This window comes from Sorangium sp. So ce296 (genome assembly GCF_051529605.1).
GTDB classification, from domain to species: domain Bacteria; phylum Myxococcota_A; class Polyangia; order Polyangiales; family Polyangiaceae; genus Sorangium; species Sorangium cellulosum_D.
Genome location: NZ_CP150325.1, coordinates 10,282,011 through 10,298,319 on the forward strand (window position 1 = coordinate 10,282,011; position 16,309 = coordinate 10,298,319).

9 protein-coding genes and 1 pseudogene are annotated in these 16,309 nt (G+C 70.4%); 3 read left to right on the plus strand and 7 right to left on the minus strand.

Translation table 11 applies throughout. The features are described 5' to 3' along the window. Positions 1-130: 130 nt before the first annotated feature. From WME98_RS38285 to WME98_RS38295, 3 genes are all read right to left on the minus strand, one after another. Entirely contained in the window at positions 131-649 is a 519-nt protein-coding gene (locus tag WME98_RS38285; RefSeq protein ID WP_061629217.1) for a peptidylprolyl isomerase, read from the minus strand. A gap of 207 nt (positions 650-856) precedes the next feature. Beyond that, entirely contained in the window at positions 857-2,053 is a 1,197-nt protein-coding gene (locus WME98_RS38290; RefSeq protein ID WP_437946662.1) for a lipase family protein, read from the minus strand. 571 nt (positions 2,054-2,624) lie between these two features. Beyond that, positions 2,625-4,658, minus strand: coding sequence for a WD40 repeat domain-containing protein (locus tag WME98_RS38295; protein ID WP_437946663.1), 2,034 nt, complete (start codon positions 4,656-4,658; stop codon positions 2,625-2,627). 211 nt (positions 4,659-4,869) lie between these two features. On the opposite strand from WME98_RS38295, the gene WME98_RS38300 reads away from it, so the two are divergent. The 3 genes from WME98_RS38300 to WME98_RS38310 all read left to right on the plus strand — a co-directional run bounded on the left by WME98_RS38300 (position 4,870) and on the right by WME98_RS38310 (position 8,065). Next, positions 4,870-5,046 (plus strand): hypothetical protein, encoded by a 177-nt coding sequence (locus tag WME98_RS38300; protein ID WP_437946664.1) that lies wholly within the window; start codon positions 4,870-4,872, stop codon positions 5,044-5,046. A gap of 158 nt (positions 5,047-5,204) precedes the next feature. Next, positions 5,205-6,962 (plus strand): DUF4041 domain-containing protein, encoded by a 1,758-nt coding sequence (locus WME98_RS38305; RefSeq protein WP_437946666.1) that lies wholly within the window; start codon positions 5,205-5,207, stop codon positions 6,960-6,962. A 335-nt stretch (positions 6,963-7,297) separates the two neighbouring features. Further along, entirely contained in the window at positions 7,298-8,065 is a 768-nt protein-coding gene (locus WME98_RS38310; protein ID WP_437946667.1) for a Uma2 family endonuclease, read from the plus strand. A gap of 30 nt (positions 8,066-8,095) precedes the next feature. Here WME98_RS38310 and WME98_RS38315 read toward each other — a convergent pair whose 3' ends face one another. The 4 genes and pseudogenes from WME98_RS38315 to WME98_RS38330 form a co-directional block, all read right to left on the minus strand. Beyond that, positions 8,096-9,229, minus strand: a complete 1,134-nt coding sequence (locus WME98_RS38315; protein ID WP_437946669.1) for a hypothetical protein — start codon at positions 9,227-9,229, stop codon at positions 8,096-8,098. 103 nt (positions 9,230-9,332) lie between these two features. Beyond that, the gene (locus tag WME98_RS38320) at positions 9,333-9,608 is read right to left on the minus strand and encodes a hypothetical protein (RefSeq protein WP_129574727.1); all 276 of its coding nucleotides are present in this window, start codon (positions 9,606-9,608) and stop codon (positions 9,333-9,335) included. Then, a complete protein-coding gene (locus WME98_RS38325) occupies positions 9,605-10,120 on the minus strand; it encodes an HNH endonuclease (RefSeq protein ID WP_437954068.1) in 516 nt (171 codons plus the stop codon). Before WME98_RS38325 ends, WME98_RS38320 begins: the two co-directional genes overlap by 4 nt. Before the next feature lie 147 nt (positions 10,121-10,267). Beyond that, positions 10,268-16,266 (minus strand): annotated as a pseudogene (locus WME98_RS38330) (RHS repeat-associated core domain-containing protein); the annotation flags it as partial. Between the last annotated feature and the right edge of the window lie 43 nt (positions 16,267-16,309).

Here is a 16,309-nt window from a genome sequence, read left to right on the forward strand (position 1 = left end):
CGCAGGCAGACGATGTGATGTGTCGGGAAGGGCTGGCTCACGAGGCGCTGCGAGAGCGCGGAGCCGGCGCTGAGTCTCGGGGCTGGGGGGATGGGGCGGGAGGCGCGCGCCGCGAGCGCGGCCGCGCGGATCAGGCGTCCTGCACGACGACGCGGTTCATGCGGATCGGGGTCACGGGCCGGTCGCTCCCGTCGGTGGGCGACTTCTCGATCTTGTGCACGACGTCCATGCCCTCGATCACGCGGCCGAACACGGGGTGCTTCGAGGGGCCGGGCGTGAACCAGTCGAGGTAGGCGTTGTGGACCGTGTTGATGAAGAACTGGCACGAGCCGCTGTTGGGGGAGCCCGTGTTGGCCATGGAGAGCGTGCCGGGCTCGTTCGAGAGCTTGGCGCCGGCCGGGTGCTCGTCCTTGATGCAGCCGTCGGGCCCGTCGCCCGTGCCCGCCAGCCGGCTCTTCGGATCGCGGCTGTGCGGGCAGCCGAACTGGAGCATGAAGCCGTCGATGACGCGGTGGAAGTGCAGCCCGTCGTAAAACCCGCTCTTTGCGAGCTTGAGGAAGTTTCCGGCAGTGACGGGCATCTTGTCGACGTAGAGCTCGATCTTGATGTTGCCCAGGGAGGTCTCGAGGAGCGCGGTGGGGTTGGCCATGGGCGAGAGGGTAGGTGAAAGCGTGGGCGGGCGGCAAGCGCGGGGAGCGCGCCGCCAGCTGGCCCCGGTGCCTCCGAGGCCGCCATGAGCTCCCCTGCCGGCGCCACCCGCAGCTCCTCGGCCGTGGCGCGCTGCCGCTCCGCCTGACAGCCCCGAGGCGGCCTTGACGCCGAGCCCGGCCCGCGCCCGCCGCGGGCCGCCCGGCCGCTACCGGGGGCTGGCCGTCGGCGCCTCCGGCTCGGCGTCGGCGAACCGCTCCTCCAGCCACCTCGTCAGGCTCGGGAGGTCCGTGTCCATCAGGCCGAAGTGGAAGCCGAGCTCGACCGGATCGTGCGTCGCGGAGACCTCTTCGTACTCCTTGTAGGTCACGTTGACGGGGCCGTTCAGCGCGGCGAGCTGGTGGTGGAGCGTCCTCGTGAAGTCCGCCCGGATGCGTTGATCCTTCGCGCCCTGGGAGATCCGGATCGGGGCGAGGATGCGGAGGGCGGGGTTCATCAGCTCGAGCTGGTCGAAGAACGCCTTCTTGCTGGGGTTCGGCTCCGGGCGCAGCTGCTCGTTCCCCTTGAGCCCGCCCCAGGAGTCCTCCTTGGCCAGCTCGACGCGCGCCCGCTCGTGGATGTGGTGCCACACGCTGTACGCCTTCACCGTGAGGAGCTCCTCCGGATTGATGTTCGGGTTGCCGGCGATGGCGCCCGCCAGGAACAGCGCGGTGAAGGCGAAGCCCGGCTGCGCGTAGTCCAGGGTGGTGCCGGCGGCGACGAGGAGGTGGACCCCCGAGGCAGGGGCCATCGCCGCGACCCCGCGCAGGTCGAGATCGGGCGTCCAGATCGGGGCGTGGTGCGCGCCGAACAGCGCCGCCTGGCCGCCCTGCGAGTGGCCCACGATCGCCAGCTTCCTCGAGAGCTCCGCGGGGAAGAGCCGGCGCGCGGCGAGCGCGATGTCGAGGATGCCGTGCGCCTGGGACTCGCCGAGCAGGTACGGGTGCAGCCCGTCCGTGCCGAGCCCCTCGTAATCGGTCATCGCCACGGCCCAGCCCCTGTCCAGGAACGCGCTGAGGAGCCCGTGCGGGTACTCGTTCCAGGGGTGCGCCGGCGACGTGACCGTGTCGCGCGACGGCGCGCACGTGTCCGCGCAGCCCACCGTCCCGTGCGCCCAGCTCACGATCGGATAGCCGCCCTCCGGGGCGGGCTTGCGAGGCAGCGCGACGATGCCGGAGACCGCGATCGGCTTGCCGTGGACATCTCTCGATCGGTAGAGCACGAGCTGGTTGAGCCGCGCCGACGCGATCGCCGCCTCGCCCGAGAGCGGGCGCGACCAGATCACCTCGCCGTGCTCGCCCTCGAGCAGCGACTGTGGCGGATGGTAGAATGTGTCGTCCTCGGGGACTGTCACGCTGGTCGTCATGGCTTCCTCTCCAGGGCAAGTGAATCGATGCCTCCGCGCACCGTCGCGGGGCCGGCCGTTTGTCGCGGGCCGGCCGTTTGTAGAATCGAGCGCCGGGCCTCGCCATGGGACCTTGGTCCCATAGAGGCCGTCGCGGCGCGCAGGGGGTCAGGGGATCCCCCCTTCCGGCGCGGGCGCATTTGGGCCTGGCCGTTCGAGCTGCCTCGGCGCGTGAGATGGTAGGGGCGCCTGCCCGTCGTGGCCTGCACGTGACCATCGAGGCCCGAAAGGCGCGTCGAGCGGCTTGGCCGGCGCCGAGGAAAGGTGAACCACGTCAGCCGCCTGCCGCGCGCGTCGGGCGCGCGCTGGCTCGGCGATGAACGGGCATGGCACCGGCGGCATCCATGAGACCATGCACATGAAACGGATCGAGCTTCTCGCGGCAAGCGGCGGCGCGGCGGACCTGGTAAGCAGCTGCTCCGGGAGCGCGACACGGCATAGGCGAGCGGGGCCGCGACGGCGCCTTCGGCGGCGCGTCCCCGGCTTCCCAGGGGGCCTTCGACGACGAGGGGCCATCGTCGGCCACGCTGTCTCAGCGCGGCGGGGGAGCAGGAGAGGGAGACGCGGGCGAATCACCGAGGCAATACACGCGCACGCCGGGGACCCCGCCCACGATGACGTGACGCGCGTCGGGGGAGAAGCTCACGTTCCCCATGTTCGCCTCGGCGAAGGAGTACAGGCGACGAACAGGCTCATGCTTCTCGATGTCGAAGATCGTGATCGTGCCCGTGTGGCCGGGCGTGAGGCCCCAGTTCGCCGCCGCGCTCGCCAGGTAGCGGCCGTCGGGCGAGAGGGCGATCTCGCCGTCGTGGATGTCGATGTCGCCTGCGCCGCCGCTGCTCCGCTCGAGGAACTCCTCGATCAGCTCGCCGGTCTGGACGTCCCAGAAGCGGATGCTGCCCCGCTCGTCGGCGGTGGCGAGGCGTTGATTGTCGGGGAAGAAGGCGAGCGTCCGCACCGGGTGCTCGTGGCCGACGAGCTCGTGGAGCACCTCGCGCGTCGCTGCGTCGTGGATGCGGACGGCGATGCCGGTGTACGTCGTGGGAATGGTGGAGTCGTCGCTCGCGGCAAACCCAGCGACCGCGATGAGCCTTTGATCCGGAGACCAGACCCAGGCTGTTTGATTGCCCTCGAAGCCGGGGAAGGTGGCGACGCGCGCGCCGGTCGCGGCGTCGAATACCCGGAAGATCCCCCTCGTGTTGGCGTCATGGGTGCCGAGCATCAGCGTGCCGTCGGGGGACATCCTGAGGTCTCCCGACCACTCGGGGTCCGAGGACGAGGTCGTGGGCAGGTCCTCGTCCGTCTCGTAGGTGACGGTCCGCGTCGGATCGCTCTTCTCGAGGTCGTAGTAGCGACCGACGCCGTCATGGTTGATGAGCAGCTCGCCGGAAGGGTGGAAGGCGACGAGGTGCTGGTTGCCAGGCGGCCTCGGAAAGACGCGCAGGCGGGCGCCCGTCTCGTAGTCCCACACCTCGGCGGGCTGCCCCACGCCCGCGAACGCGACGTAGGGTCGTGTCCTGTCCAGGTCGTGGCTCCAGACGAAGCCGTTGGCGAACCGCTCGTAGATGACCTCGCCCGAGCCGGTGTCGTAGATGTGGAGGCTCTGCGCCGCGACCGCGAGGCGCGAGCCGTCGGGGGACACGGCGAGCTGGCGCGGCGAGAACCCGGCGGGATACTCCATCTCGACCGCGCCGCCCTCGAGAGCGAGCCGCTCGATGTGGCTCGGGTGGGCGACGTAGACGGCGCCGGTGTCAGGGCCCAGCGCGAGGGCCTGCACGACGTCGCGCGCCCGCACCTCCGCGCGCTCCGGGATACCCTCCTTGGCCTCGAAGACGATCACGTCGTCGTCCTCGGCCCAAGCGAAGCGCGTCCCGTCGGGGGAGAAGGCGCCCACGCGGTCGCCGAAGGTCGTCTCCCCGACGAGCGTCCCGTCCCTGGCGTCGCGGAGCTGGGTGCCGCGGTCCTTGCCGAGAGCGAAGAGGCTGCCGCGCGGCGACGCGATCAGGGGCGCGACAGGGCCTTCGCCGACGTCGACCGACCAGCGCTCCTCCCATGAGGCGGGGTCGAGCGCCTTGACGGTGCCGTCGCCGAACCCAACCAGGATGACGCCGCCCTCCTCGGAGCGGGCGAACGCGGTGATGCCGGCGATCGTCGGGCTCTCGGCGAGGCGCTTGCCGGACGGGGCGTCCCAGATTCGCACGACCTCGTCCTCTCCGAAGCTCGCGGCCACGCGGCCGTCCGACGAGAGAGCGGCGCCGTAGACCGTGCCGCGGTGATCCGCCGCGGTGCGCTCGACGGCCCACGTCCGCGTGTCGACCGCGCTCGTCCCGAGCGTATCGCCGACGAGCAGGCGCTCGCCGTCGCCCGAGAAGTCGACGGTCATGGCGGCCGACGGGAGGTCGCGGCAGGGGGTGAGATCGAAGCCGCCATCGGGGTCGATTCCGCCGCCGAAGCTGTCGCCGCCGGAGCCGCTCTCGCCCGGGTCAGCGGGGGGCTCGCCGGACTCGCCGCAGGCGGTGAGGATCGAGAAGAGAAGGATTGAAGATGCACCGAGAAGCTGTCTCATGGTGAGAGGCAGTGTAGCGACGTCCTCGGTTTGCGGGAAGGCCAGCAGGGTATCGGGTGTGGCATGTCACGGTTCGAGGGCGTGACATGTCACGGTTCGAGGGCGTGACATGTCACGGTTCGGGACGTGACATATCGAGCTCGTCGCGTTCGACCCTGAGGCCGCGTTCGGGGAGCGGCTGCGGGTCTGGGATCGCATCGACGGCGATCTGGTGGAGCGGGGCGTCGAGGGGGAGCGCAGCCCGTGCGCCGTGCTCGATCTGCACTGCCACGGTGAGGTCGAGGCGCGCTCGGTGCTGGCGCTGCTCTGCATTCAAAAGGCGTTCTGGGACGGGCGAGCGGCGCTCGCCGGGCGAGCGCCGCTGTTCGGCGTAGGACGTCGGGTGTGATGGCGCGATGTGGGACGCCCCTGATGTGGTGAAGAGTGTTGAGGGATGCCCCCGGCGATTGACAAAGATGCGCCGTCATCAGATTCGAGCCGGGACGCGCGATACGACGGTCGCGTACTCTGCAAGCGCGGCGTACTGCCGTCCGCAGAAGGAGCATCGTGGAGCTCGTTCTCATCGTTCTGTTCGTGGTCGCGCTCGCGGCCGCGGCGTTCTTCGCGTCCAGGGAGCACAAGACGAGCGGCTCGCTCCGGCAAGCGCAGGGCTCGCTCCGGCAAATGGAGAGCTCCCTCCAGCAGGCGAACGGCGAGCTGAAGCGGGCGCTCGACACGAACGGAGGTCTTTGCCAGCACGTCGCGAGCCTGCAGGCGCAACTCCAGCATCTGAGCCGCTACCAGACGATCGTCGACGCCGAAGCCGCCGCCGCGGGGATACGAGCGCAGACGGAGACGTGGGCAGCGCAGCTCAGAGCGCACGCGCAGGCCGCCGCGACGGAGCTCGCCGCCGGCGCCCGACGGGAGGCCGATCGCCTCCTCGCCGACGCGCGCGCTGCGCACGCGCAAGCACACACCGCGGCCGACGCCTTGAAGGCGCAGGTCTCGGCGGAGGCGCAGGCCGCCCAGGCGGCGGCGCGCGCCTCCGTTCAAGCGACGCTGGCCCAGGCTTCTGCCGACGCGGCGCGCATCGTGGACAGCGCGAACCGGCGCGCCGAGGAGATCGCCGGCGCTGCGCTCACCGCGCAACGGGAAGCGAAGCGCCTCGAGCAGACCGCGCAGGCGATGAAGAACGTGATCGAGGGCTACGGCGATCGCTACGTCCTGCCGACGGCGGGTCTCCTGGACGAGCTCGCCGAGGAGTTCGGCTTCGCCGAGGCAGGACAGCGCCTCAAGGCGGCCCGCGGCAAGTGCCGCGACATGATCAGCGACGGCCTGGCGGCGACGTGCGAGTACGCGGAGGCGAACCGGCGCACGACCGCCATCGCCTTCGTGCTCGACGCATTCAACGGCAAGGTGGACACGATCCTCGCCGACGTTCGGCACGACAACTTCGGGACCTTGCAGCAGAAGATCCGGGACGCGTTCATGCTGGTGAACCAGGGCGGGCGCGCCTTCCGCGAGGCGCGGATCCTGCCCGAGTACCTCGACGCTCGGCTCGAGGAGCTCCGATGGGCCGTGGTCGCGCAGGAGCTGAAGGTAAAGGAGCGCGAGGAGCAGCGGCAGATCAAGGAGCGTATCCGCGAGGAGGAGAGGGCGCAGCGCGAGTTCGAGAAGGCGAAGAAGGAGGCCGAGAAGGAGGAGGAGACGATCCGGAAGGCGATGGAAAAGGCGCGTCGGGACGTGGAGAAGGCGAACGACGATGAGCGCGCCAGGTACGAGCAGAAGCTCCTCGAGCTCTCCGAACGGCTCCGCGCGGCGGAGGAGAAGAACCAGCGCGCCATCTCGATGGCGCAGCAGACGAAGGCCGGGCACGTCTACATCATCTCGAATGTCGGCTCGTTCGGAGAGCACGTCTACAAGATCGGCATGACGCGGCGGCTCGAGCCCCTGGACCGGGTCCGTGAGCTGGGCGACGCGAGCGTGCCGTTCGAGTTCGACGTGCACGCGATGATCTCGAGCCAGGATGCTCCGTCCCTCGAGCGCGTGCTTCACCAGCGGTTCGTCCGGAACCAGGTGAACAAGGTGAACCCCCGCAAGGAGTTCTTCCGTGTGCCGCTCCACGACATCCGCCAGGAGATCGAGCGGATGTCGTTGGAGGTGACGTGGACGCTGGCGGCCGAGGCGCGGGAGTTCCGAGAGACGCAGGCCATCGAGCGTGCAATGGCGAACAAGACCTTCGACGAAGCCGCCTGGCTGGACGCGCAGGCGAAGGCCGAAGCCGCACCGACGTTCGAGCGCGATCTCGCCGAGGCCACCGCCTGATACGAGGCCATCAAGCTGGCAGCAGAGCGGCCGAAGCACGCCGCCGCCGGCGCCTCGTCCGGCGGCGCCGTCGTGGTGTCGGTGTCGGTGGACGGCGTCGCGCGGCCCGTGCGCCGCTTGCAGAGCGACGGGGCGGTCGCGTCGGCGTCCCTCTCGTCCCAGCGCAGGTAGGCGGCGGCGCGGCGGACCTGGTAAGCACCTGTTCCGGGAGCGCGACACGTCAGGGGAGCCGCCCTTCCGAGGCGGGCGCATCTGGGCGACCGTTCGAGCCGCCCCGGCGATGCTGCTCTGCACGGTATGACCGGGGAGGCTATACTCCCCCCATGCAACCCGCCGTGCACGCGCGTCGTCTCCGTCACGTCCGCGCGCCCTCGCCGCTCCACTTCCCGGAAGAGGCCCTCGTGCCGGAGACCAAGCGCCACCTCGATCTGCGGACCCTGCTCTACCTCGTGCTCAAGACCTTCTCGGATCGAGCGGCGATCGGCTCCGACCAGTTCGTCTACTGGTCCGCGTCCGACCCGAGCCGGTGCCTTGCGCCGGACGCGTTCGTCCGGCTCGGCACCCCGGACACGCCGTTCGGCTCCTGGAAGACGTGGGAGCGCGGTGCCCCGGAGCTCGCGGTCGAGATCGTGAGCGAGCACGACGCGGATCCGCAGATCTGGGCGGAGAAGCTCGGCAAGTACCACGAGCTCGGCGTGCTGGAGCTCGTCGCGTTCGACCCCGAGGCCGCGCCCGGGGAGCGGCTGCGCGTCTGGGATCGCATCGACGGCGATCTGGTCGAGCGGGTCGTCGAGGGGGAGCGCAGCCCGTGCACGGTGCTCGATCTGCACTGGGTCGTCGTCCCGGCCGCGGGCCAGCCGGCCGCGCTTCGGCTCGCCCGCACCCCCGACGGTGCGGAGCTCGTCCTCACCCCCGAGGAGGCCGCGCGCGGGCGCGCAGAGGCCGAGCGCGGGCGCGCAGAGGCCGAGCGCCGGCGCGCGGAGGCCGAGCGCGGGCGCGCGGAGGCCGAGCGCCGGCGCGCGGAGGCCGAGGAGGCCGCCCGCGCGTCGGCGGAGCGGCGCATCGCCGAGCTCGAGGCCGAGCTGCGCCGGCGCGGCGGCTGACCGCGCGGACGCGGCGGCGGCGGTGCAGCCCTATGCCTGGCAGCAGAACGTCGACGGCTCGGCCGGTAGCAGCTCGCCGACCGGCTCGCCGCCGCTCGGGGCGCAGCCGCCGGGGTCGACGGCCACGAGCTCGGCCGACTTGCTGCCGAGGGCGACCCCGGGCGGCGTGACGACGCAGAACGACGCCATGGAGCTGACGAGGTTGGATGCGACTTGGTCCGCGCACGCGCCGTCGCTGTAGACCGAGGCCATGATCGTGCACGACGCGCCCTCGGGCTCCCCGCAGCCGCACTCGGAGCAGCCGCGGGTGTCGTCGGCGCCGCCGTAGAAGACGTGGCGATCGAGGTAGGGCTCCTCGCACGTCACGTCGCCCTCGTGGAACACGCAGGTCAGGAAGCCGCCGGGCGGCGGGACCCCGGGCTGCTCCGGCGACGGCATGCAGGTGCTCCGGTCGCCCGGGCATTCGGCGTAAGCGCCGGGCAGGCAGGCGAGCGCGCGCGTCTGCCAAGGATCGAGGCGGGCAGGCGGCGGCGGCTCGTCGACCCTGGGCGTGCACGCGCCGGTCACCAGCACGGCCGGCGCGTCGACCGAGAGCGCCCGCACGCACGGCTGCCCGCCGCAGTCCTGGCCGGCGGGGATCGCGTTCACGGCGGTGCAGGCGCCGTCCCAGGCCGCGGGCGCCGCGAAGGAGGTCACGACAGCGCCGGAGGCCTCGCCGGAACACGCCGTCGCCGTGTGAGCGGACCAGCCGAGCGGGAGCTGGCACGAGGCCGTCGCCAGGTCCGGCGGGTCGCACCGGCAGGCCGCGCAGGCGAGCGGCTCCGGCGCCAAGTCGGCGAACCCCTGGTAGCCGACATTCGGCGCGGCGGCGGGGCAGCCCGGCGCCTGGTCCGGCGGGCCGAACCAGAGCAGCACCGGGCCGAACCAGCCGAGCGGCGCCGGCGGGATGCAATCGCCGGCGCAGGCCTGCTCCTCGCCGCCGCCGGCACCGCCGCCGCCGGCACCGCCGGCACCGCCACCCCCGGTGTCGCCTGCGTCTCCCGCATCTCCTGGGCCCGCCTCGGGCCAGGGGCAGCCCGGGTAGCCGTATTCGATGGGGTAGCAAGCCAGCGTGGCCGCCGTGACGGCCAGCGCGCCCGCGGCGCCCAGTAGCCCGTGCCCCACGCCGAAAGGAATCAACCCAAGCAACAACCTGGCGACGAACCCTCCCTCAACCTGAACATAGGAGTTCTGCGATCAGTCGTCATGTTTCTCCGCCTGCGCATCGTCACTGCGCCGTCGGATCTAATCTTGTTCTGGTCCATGCGAGCCCTACTGAGCTGCGCTCCGCCTCCCAGTTGTTTGGCAGATTGAGCACGTCGCGCAATGAAGGGTCAGCGTCAAGAATGTGATTCATCCCGACCACCCGTGGAATCGCATCCGAGCCATGAGAATCGCCACACAAGAACTGCCACGCGCCGTCTTCGTGTGCCACCAGCAGCACAGGGCGGCTCCCCTCGAATACGTGGTCACAAACGTATGCTGCAAATTCGCGATCGCTCATCGGCGTCTCCACTCCTCGGGCGTCTGTGCTCCCTTCGAACGGTTGCACGTGCGGCATGTGGGATCCAAATTCTTGTCCATCGTTGGACCTCCACGCGAATACGGAATGCGATGATCTGCCTCGTAGGTATTGGGTTCCCCAGGTTTTGTCGTTAGCTCAGTGCCGCAATGTTCGCACCGTGGCACACCATCCGCGTCTCGGGCACGTTCAAGACCTCGTTCGCGCTGTTCGGGTGAGAACCTCCGCGGTCCTCGCTCCGTTGCAGTGGGCGCCGTCCCCTGCGGACCCTTGCTCCCCGACCCTTGCGACATCAGCGCCTGCGATAACCCCTGGATCCCCGCTGCGATGTTCCCGACTCCACCGACGACGAGCCCGCTCGACACCGCGATCGCAGGCACACCGATCGCCGCGCCGATTCCGGTGGCGCTCGTGATGCCCCCGAAGACCTCCCCCGTCAAGCCTCCGATCGTGATGGCGAGCCCACCCACGATCTGCCCAACAGCCAGGCCCATCCTGGCTTGCGGCGTCCCAGGGGCCAGCACGCCTGCAGCGTCCAGCAGCTCATGACCCACGCCGGCGAAAGGAACCGCCCCCAGCAGCAACCCGGCGACGAACCCTCCCTCGATCTGGACATAGGGATTCTGCGACCAGTCGATCGGCGCCGTGGTCACCGGCTGCGGCACATACCCGGACGCGCTACCGGTCGTGCTGACGTCGATGGGCGGCATGGCGCCGCCCGTCTCGGCAGCCACGATATTACTATCGGCGTCGGCGCGCGCTTCGTGCTCCGAGGACGGGACGACACTCAGCTTGAGTCCGATCGGCGCCAGGTCGAGCACTTGCCAAGTGAACTCCGCGCCGGCCGGCAGCGGTGAGCGAGCCCCGGCCTCCGGGAGCGCTTCCTGAAAGCCGCCCGGATCGACGTACGCGAGCGGGTTGTTCAGCACGTAGCTGTACGGATTCCAGCTCTGCCCGAAGGACGGAATCGAAACGATCGGGTCCGTGGTCAAGAACCGCCCGATCTTGGGATCGTAGAGCCTGCCCTTCATGTTCACGAGCCCGAGCTCGTCGTCGCTCTCGTGCCCGGTGAATCCCTGCGTCGTCTCGCTGGAGAACGACGCCGGCGCGGGCCCTCCCCACACTGGGTTCCTGCGCTGGCCGAACGGGTCGTAGCTCCGCCGCTCGATCACGTCGCCGTCTTCGTCCGTGAGCGCGTCGACCGAGCCGAGATGATCGACATGCACGTACCGCGTGCCGGCGTCCGAGCCTCCTCGCGTCACAATCACCACCACGCGCTCCGGCGAGCGGACGTGGTACCGGTGCTCCACGGTGCCCGATGCCGCCTTGGTGATCCGCTCGTACAGATCGTCGAAGTAGAGCGTCTCCTGCTCCGGGGTGGTCTTGCGGATCCGCTGCTGGTCGCCGTCGTAGCCGAACGTGACGGTGCTCGCGCCCTGCGTGATGCGCTCCGGCAGGTCGAACGGCGTATAACGCACGGTCGTGCCGCCGGGCCGCGCGAGCTGATTGCCAACGGCGTCGTAAGAGAAGCTGTCCGTGCCCGCGCCCGTGACCGCGTGCGGGTGTAGCGGGTCATCGTACGAGAGCGTTCCGACGTCCGACTTGAAGGTGAGGTTGCCGTTCGTGTCGTGGCCGTACCGGAGCGCGCAGGGCGCCGACGCGCTCTCGACGTCGCCGAAGTACGCGCAGGTCAGCCGCTGGAGCGGGTCGTAACGGAAGCGCTCCGTCCTTTTCTCGGGCTGGAGCGCGTCTGTGCGGCGCGTGAAATTAAGGAGATCGTCATAACCGTAGTCCAGGTCTTGCACGTTGGCCGCGCCGCTCTGCGTCGCCACGTGCCTCAAGCGCTGCTTGTCGGCGAAGTAGCTCCGCTCCGTGACGACGCCGTTGCCGAACACCTCCTCCCGGACGCGCCCCGCGTCGTCCACCTCCGTCAGTCGCCAGTAGGCGGAGCCCGTTCCGCGGTCGCGCACGGCGATCACGTGGCCATGCGCGTCGTGGTCGTAGGCCACGACGAACGGCGCCGCGCCGGCCGGCGCCGGATACGTGACCGCCTCGACGCGGCCGAGCTCGTCGTAGCCCAGCCTGGCCTCCAGGGGAGCGCGCTCGCCGTCGATGCGGAGTGAGATCGTGTCGAGCTGGCCGCGATCGGTGTACCCGTACGTCTTCTCCGCGTCAGGGCTCGCGAGCGCGTGGAGCTTTCCGATCCCGTGCGCCGCGGTGTCCCAGGTCCACGTGGTCGTCACGCGCTCGGCGCCCTCTTGGTCCACGCGCGTGCGCGGTCGCCCGAGCGCGTCGTACGCCCACGCGGTTTCTCGCCCGAGCGCATCGGCCGATGAGATCAGCTCGCCGAAGCCGTCATGGATCGAGACCGTGGTGCCCCGATCGGGGTCGTCGAGCTGCCGGACGCGGCCGAGCGCGTCGCGCGTCGTGCGCGTCACCGCCTCGCCTGGATCGGTGACCGTGAGCAGCATGCCGAACGGGCCGTAACTGTAGCGGGTGATCCCGTCGGCTGCGTCGGTGATCGACTCGGTTCGCCCCAGCGGATCCTGCTCGGTCACGGTCACGTATCGAGCGGGTCGGTGACGCGCACGCGCCAGCCATCGTACTCGGTCGTCGTGACCGCATTCCACGGCGTTGTATGCCGCACCTCGCGGCCTACCGCGTCGTACTCGAAGCGATCGTACAGCCTCTCGCGCTCGGGGGTATCTTCGCGGACCGGCACCGAGCGCCGCGCGATGTGCTCTCCCAGCGCGTCGTAGCCGATCTCTTGCAGGATGCGCTTCGCACCGCCCGCCCCCTGCGCCGGCTCCGGCTCGGGCCCGTACCACCACCACCGGATCGGGCGGCTGAGGCCGTCGAGCTCGATCGTATCGTCGGCCCCGCCGGTCGCCGTGCGCCGCTGCCTCACCCGCCACGCGTCCTGCGCCGGGCCGCCGTCCTTGGTGCGGGAGAGCGTGACCGTCGTCGTGCCATCCGGGCGGGTCTCGACGCCGAGGCGCCCGAAGCCGTCGTACGCCCACGCCGTCACGAGCTGATTCGGATCGACCCTCTTGAGGAGCACGCCGAGCGCGCCGTCGAACTCCACGAGGGTCGTATGCTCGGCCGCGTTCACGTATTTCTCGGGGAACATGCCCTCCTCGTCGAAGTCCGTGCTGGAGGTCCGCTGGTGGCCGAAGGCGTCCTCCGCCGTGACGCCGGTGATGTTCCCGAAGCCGTCCCGCGCATAGGCGATCGTCAGCTTCGTGTCCGGCAGGCCGTCGTCGCTCTCGGTGGACTCGGTCTCCACCTCGCCGTAGATCGTGGTCGTTCGCGTGAGGGTCCGGCACTGCGACATTCCCGCCGCCGCGCTGCACTCCTTCTGCGTCTCGAGCTGGCCGAGGACCCAGCGCTCGGTGTCGTTCTTGAACGTCCGCGTGACCTTGAACGTCAGGTCGACGCCGCTCGTCGAGCCCTCCTCGGCGCGCACATTGCCGAACGTGTCGAAGTCCATCACCGTCGACACCGAGTCGCGCAGCAGCGTCGCGCCGTCGCCTCCGGCCTCGACTTCCCGCACGTACGCCTCGATGGTCGGCGTCGCGCCGTTCGGGGGTGGATAGATCCCTTGCGCTCGCCTCACGCGGCGCTCGGTGGGTAGCGTGAAGTACGTCGCGCCGTCGTTCGTCGGAACGAGCGTCCGCGTCACGTCGACGAACGAGAGCTCGATCTGCTCCGGCCTGGGCTGGCTCGGCAGCCCCGGAGCCCAGCGCCATGTCCGCTGGACGCTGCCCGCGAAGGGAAAGACCTGGAGCTCGTCGTCAAAGGTGGCGTGATCGTACACGTCGAGCGTCGCGGCGCCCGTATCCAGGTCGGTGACGATCCGCTCGCCGAAGCCGAGAAATCCGCGGCCCAGCCGATGGTAGCGCCCGTCGCGGTAGCTGACCTCGAAGCGCCGCGGTCGATCGGCACCGTTGTTGAGGGCGTACGCGCTCACCACCCGCCGCGGCCCGACCACGCAACGGCGCGGATAGCCGCAGTCGTCCGCCGCGCCGGAACGCGCGAGGTACAGCGGGCTCTCCCGCGCCGGATCCTCCGCTCCGTCGCCCGTCGCCGCCGACGCGTCGGTCAGATGCCCGTACGAGATGCTCACATTGGGCACGAAGCCCGGCTCGGTCGGGTCGTGTGCGTTCATCCCGTCGGAGACCGCGACCAGGAGATCCTGATCGGCCGAGAGGTTCCGGAACACGTTGAACACGCCGCCGAGCGACAGGATCACGTCCTGCGCGCCGTCCCCGTCGACATCGCCGGTGCGCGGCCCGCGCGGATCCGCCAGGGTGACCGCGTCGCCGAGGCTGGCCTCGAACGGCAGCCCCGGGTCGACGAGCCTGAAGGGCGGCCCGGCGCGGTCGCCCGTCGCGAGCAGGACGGCCCACGACGGGAGCGCGTCGGAGCCGCCCAGCAGCATGCCTGGTGGAACCGGCATGAGGAGATCCTGCCGCCCGTCGCCGTTGACGTCGAGCGGCACGGCGAACCGGAAGAACGCGTCCTGATCGGGAAGGCCGAACAGATCGCCGAAGCTGAACGCATCGACGGTCCGGAACGGCGAGGCCACGAAGGTCGGCCCCGTGTTGAAGTAGGTAGTGAGCTGGTGGTCATCCGGACCGGACTCGACGGCATCGGGCAGGCCGTCTCCGTTCGCGTCGAGAAAGACGACGCGACCCCCGGGCCACACGACGGGAAGCTCGGTGTCGATCACCTCCCAGCGCCTCTCGCCCCGGCGCATGATCGCGTCGTAGCTCGATCCGACGACGACCGTCCCGTCACCGAACCGTTGCAGCGCGGGCACGATGAGATCGATCCTGCCGTCGGCGTCGATGTCGAGCGTGTGGAGCTCCGTATCGCAGGGATGGCCGGTGAGCAGCTCGATCGATTCGCCCGCGGGGTCGAAGCCCGCGGGCGTCGCGCCGCGCGCAGGGCGCCAGGGGTGGACGGCCCACACGGCAGCGAGCGGGAGCGGTGCCTGTCCCTCGCGTGCGTGGTCCTCGCACTGGATCAGATCCGGCACGCCATCGCCGTCCAGATCGGCGAGGTGCATCGACGCGCCGGGGCTGCTCAGGCTCGGCGGTGCGGGCGTGAATCCGAGCGGGAAGGGTCGGCGGATGCCCGTGTCATGGAGCGCGAAGGTCCAGTCCGGCCGGGACAGGAGCACATGCCACGTGACCTCGGTGCCGTAAACGTCGTGGAGCAGTACGTCCATCCGCCCATCGTCGTCGTAGTCCAGGACCGTCCCGAGCTCGGGCTGAAGAAGGGCCGGATCGGAGGGTCCCACCGGATCGGCGACCGTGGGCCACTCTTCGAGGAAGGCGAGCTCCGCCGGTGCGAAAAAGGACGGCGAGGCGCGCGCCCCGACGTTTCGCGCCACCCGCCACGCGGTGATCGGATTCCTCGGTGTGCTGAGCCCCGCGACCATGTCCGGGATCACGAGGTCGTCGAGCCCGTCGGCGTCGATGTCGAACACCATCGGGCTCGCCCTCTCGGAGACCGGCTCGTCGATCTCCGTCGTCACCCGCTCGAATCCGGGCTTTGCGTGGCTGTACTGAAAACGTGTGGGAGGCTTGCAGACCCTGTCGCTCGCGCACTCTTCGACCTGGGTCAGCAATGTGCGGCTCGTCGTCGGGCTGAGCTCATAGCGGAATCCGTAGCTCCGGACCAGCGCGTCGCCCGGACCGAGCATCTGGATCTCTTCGAGGCGAAGCGAGCGCTGAAGCGCCATGCCGCCCGAGTAGCCGGTGCGAATGGCGGCCGGATCCATGGTCCCATACACGAAGCGCACCGCCCGGGAAGGCTCGAGCGACGGCGCGCCCTCGAAGCTCGTATAGCGGATCTCGTCGACCGCGTACTCGGCGGCATGGCCGTCCTCGGCCTCGGCGAGGCAATACGCGTACGTCATGGCGTTGCCGCGGCCGTCGTGGGCCTTGTTCGCGAGCCAGGCGCGCGGGACGCCGCCCCGCGCGAGCGGCTTGCTGCCCTCGGAGCGTCCGTACTCGACGACGCGGCCGGTGGGCAGGGTTGCCTCGAAGAAGAGCGCCTCGGCAGGCGCACCACCTTCCGGAGGGTAGTGCCCAACCACCTTGACGAAGGTATCCGGGAACGTCCGGTACTCGATGGTTCCCGGCCCCTCTCCCACGGGGACGAGGCGCTGGCCGTCGAGGCAGAGCGCGTCGTCGCCGTCGTACCGCACGCCGCGGATCTCCCCGTCTTGCGCGAGGCTCTTCGGACATCGCGTGATCGCGGACAGCCCGGCGATCGAGAAGCCGGCGCCGAGCACACCGTCGCCGCCGTCGCTGCGATAGACGAGCTCGATCCGAGGACCCATGCCCGCGCGTGGCGGAGGGGAGGCCAGCACCATGGTGTACACGGCCTCCCCGGTGCTCGTGATGGAGAACGTCCCCGGGATGGTGCCGGCGGCGACGGTCTCGACTTCCGGCGCGGGGCGAGCCGCGGCAGGGCTGCGTGCGCTCTGGGTCCGACAGGCGACGAGGCCAGGCGGCTCCAGGGGCGGGTCGCCGGAGATGCACTGGCACCCGCCCTGCGCGAGCACGCAGGCGAGAAACATCAAGAGCGGGGTGAGGGCCCGCAGCACATACCGCAGAACGAGCGCCATTGCAGCCTCCGTCGCACCGAGGAGGCCATGGCGCCGCGACCCG

Bases quoted from the DNA above. Each gene is read 5' to 3' on its own strand.
- WME98_RS38320 (WP_129574727.1), bottom strand. From the start codon at position 9,608: ATGAGCGATCGCGAATTTGCAGCATACGTTTGTGACCACGTATTCGAG.
- WME98_RS38285 (WP_061629217.1), bottom strand. From the start codon at position 649: ATGGCCAACCCCACCGCGCTCCTCGAGACCTCCCTGGGCAACATCAAG.
- WME98_RS38290 (WP_437946662.1), bottom strand. From the start codon at position 2,053: ATGACGACCAGCGTGACAGTCCCCGAGGACGACACATTCTACCATCCG.
- WME98_RS38295 (WP_437946663.1), bottom strand. From the start codon at position 4,658: ATGAGACAGCTTCTCGGTGCATCTTCAATCCTTCTCTTCTCGATCCTC.
- WME98_RS38325 (WP_437954068.1), bottom strand. From the start codon at position 10,120: ATGGGCCTGGCTGTTGGGCAGATCGTGGGTGGGCTCGCCATCACGATC.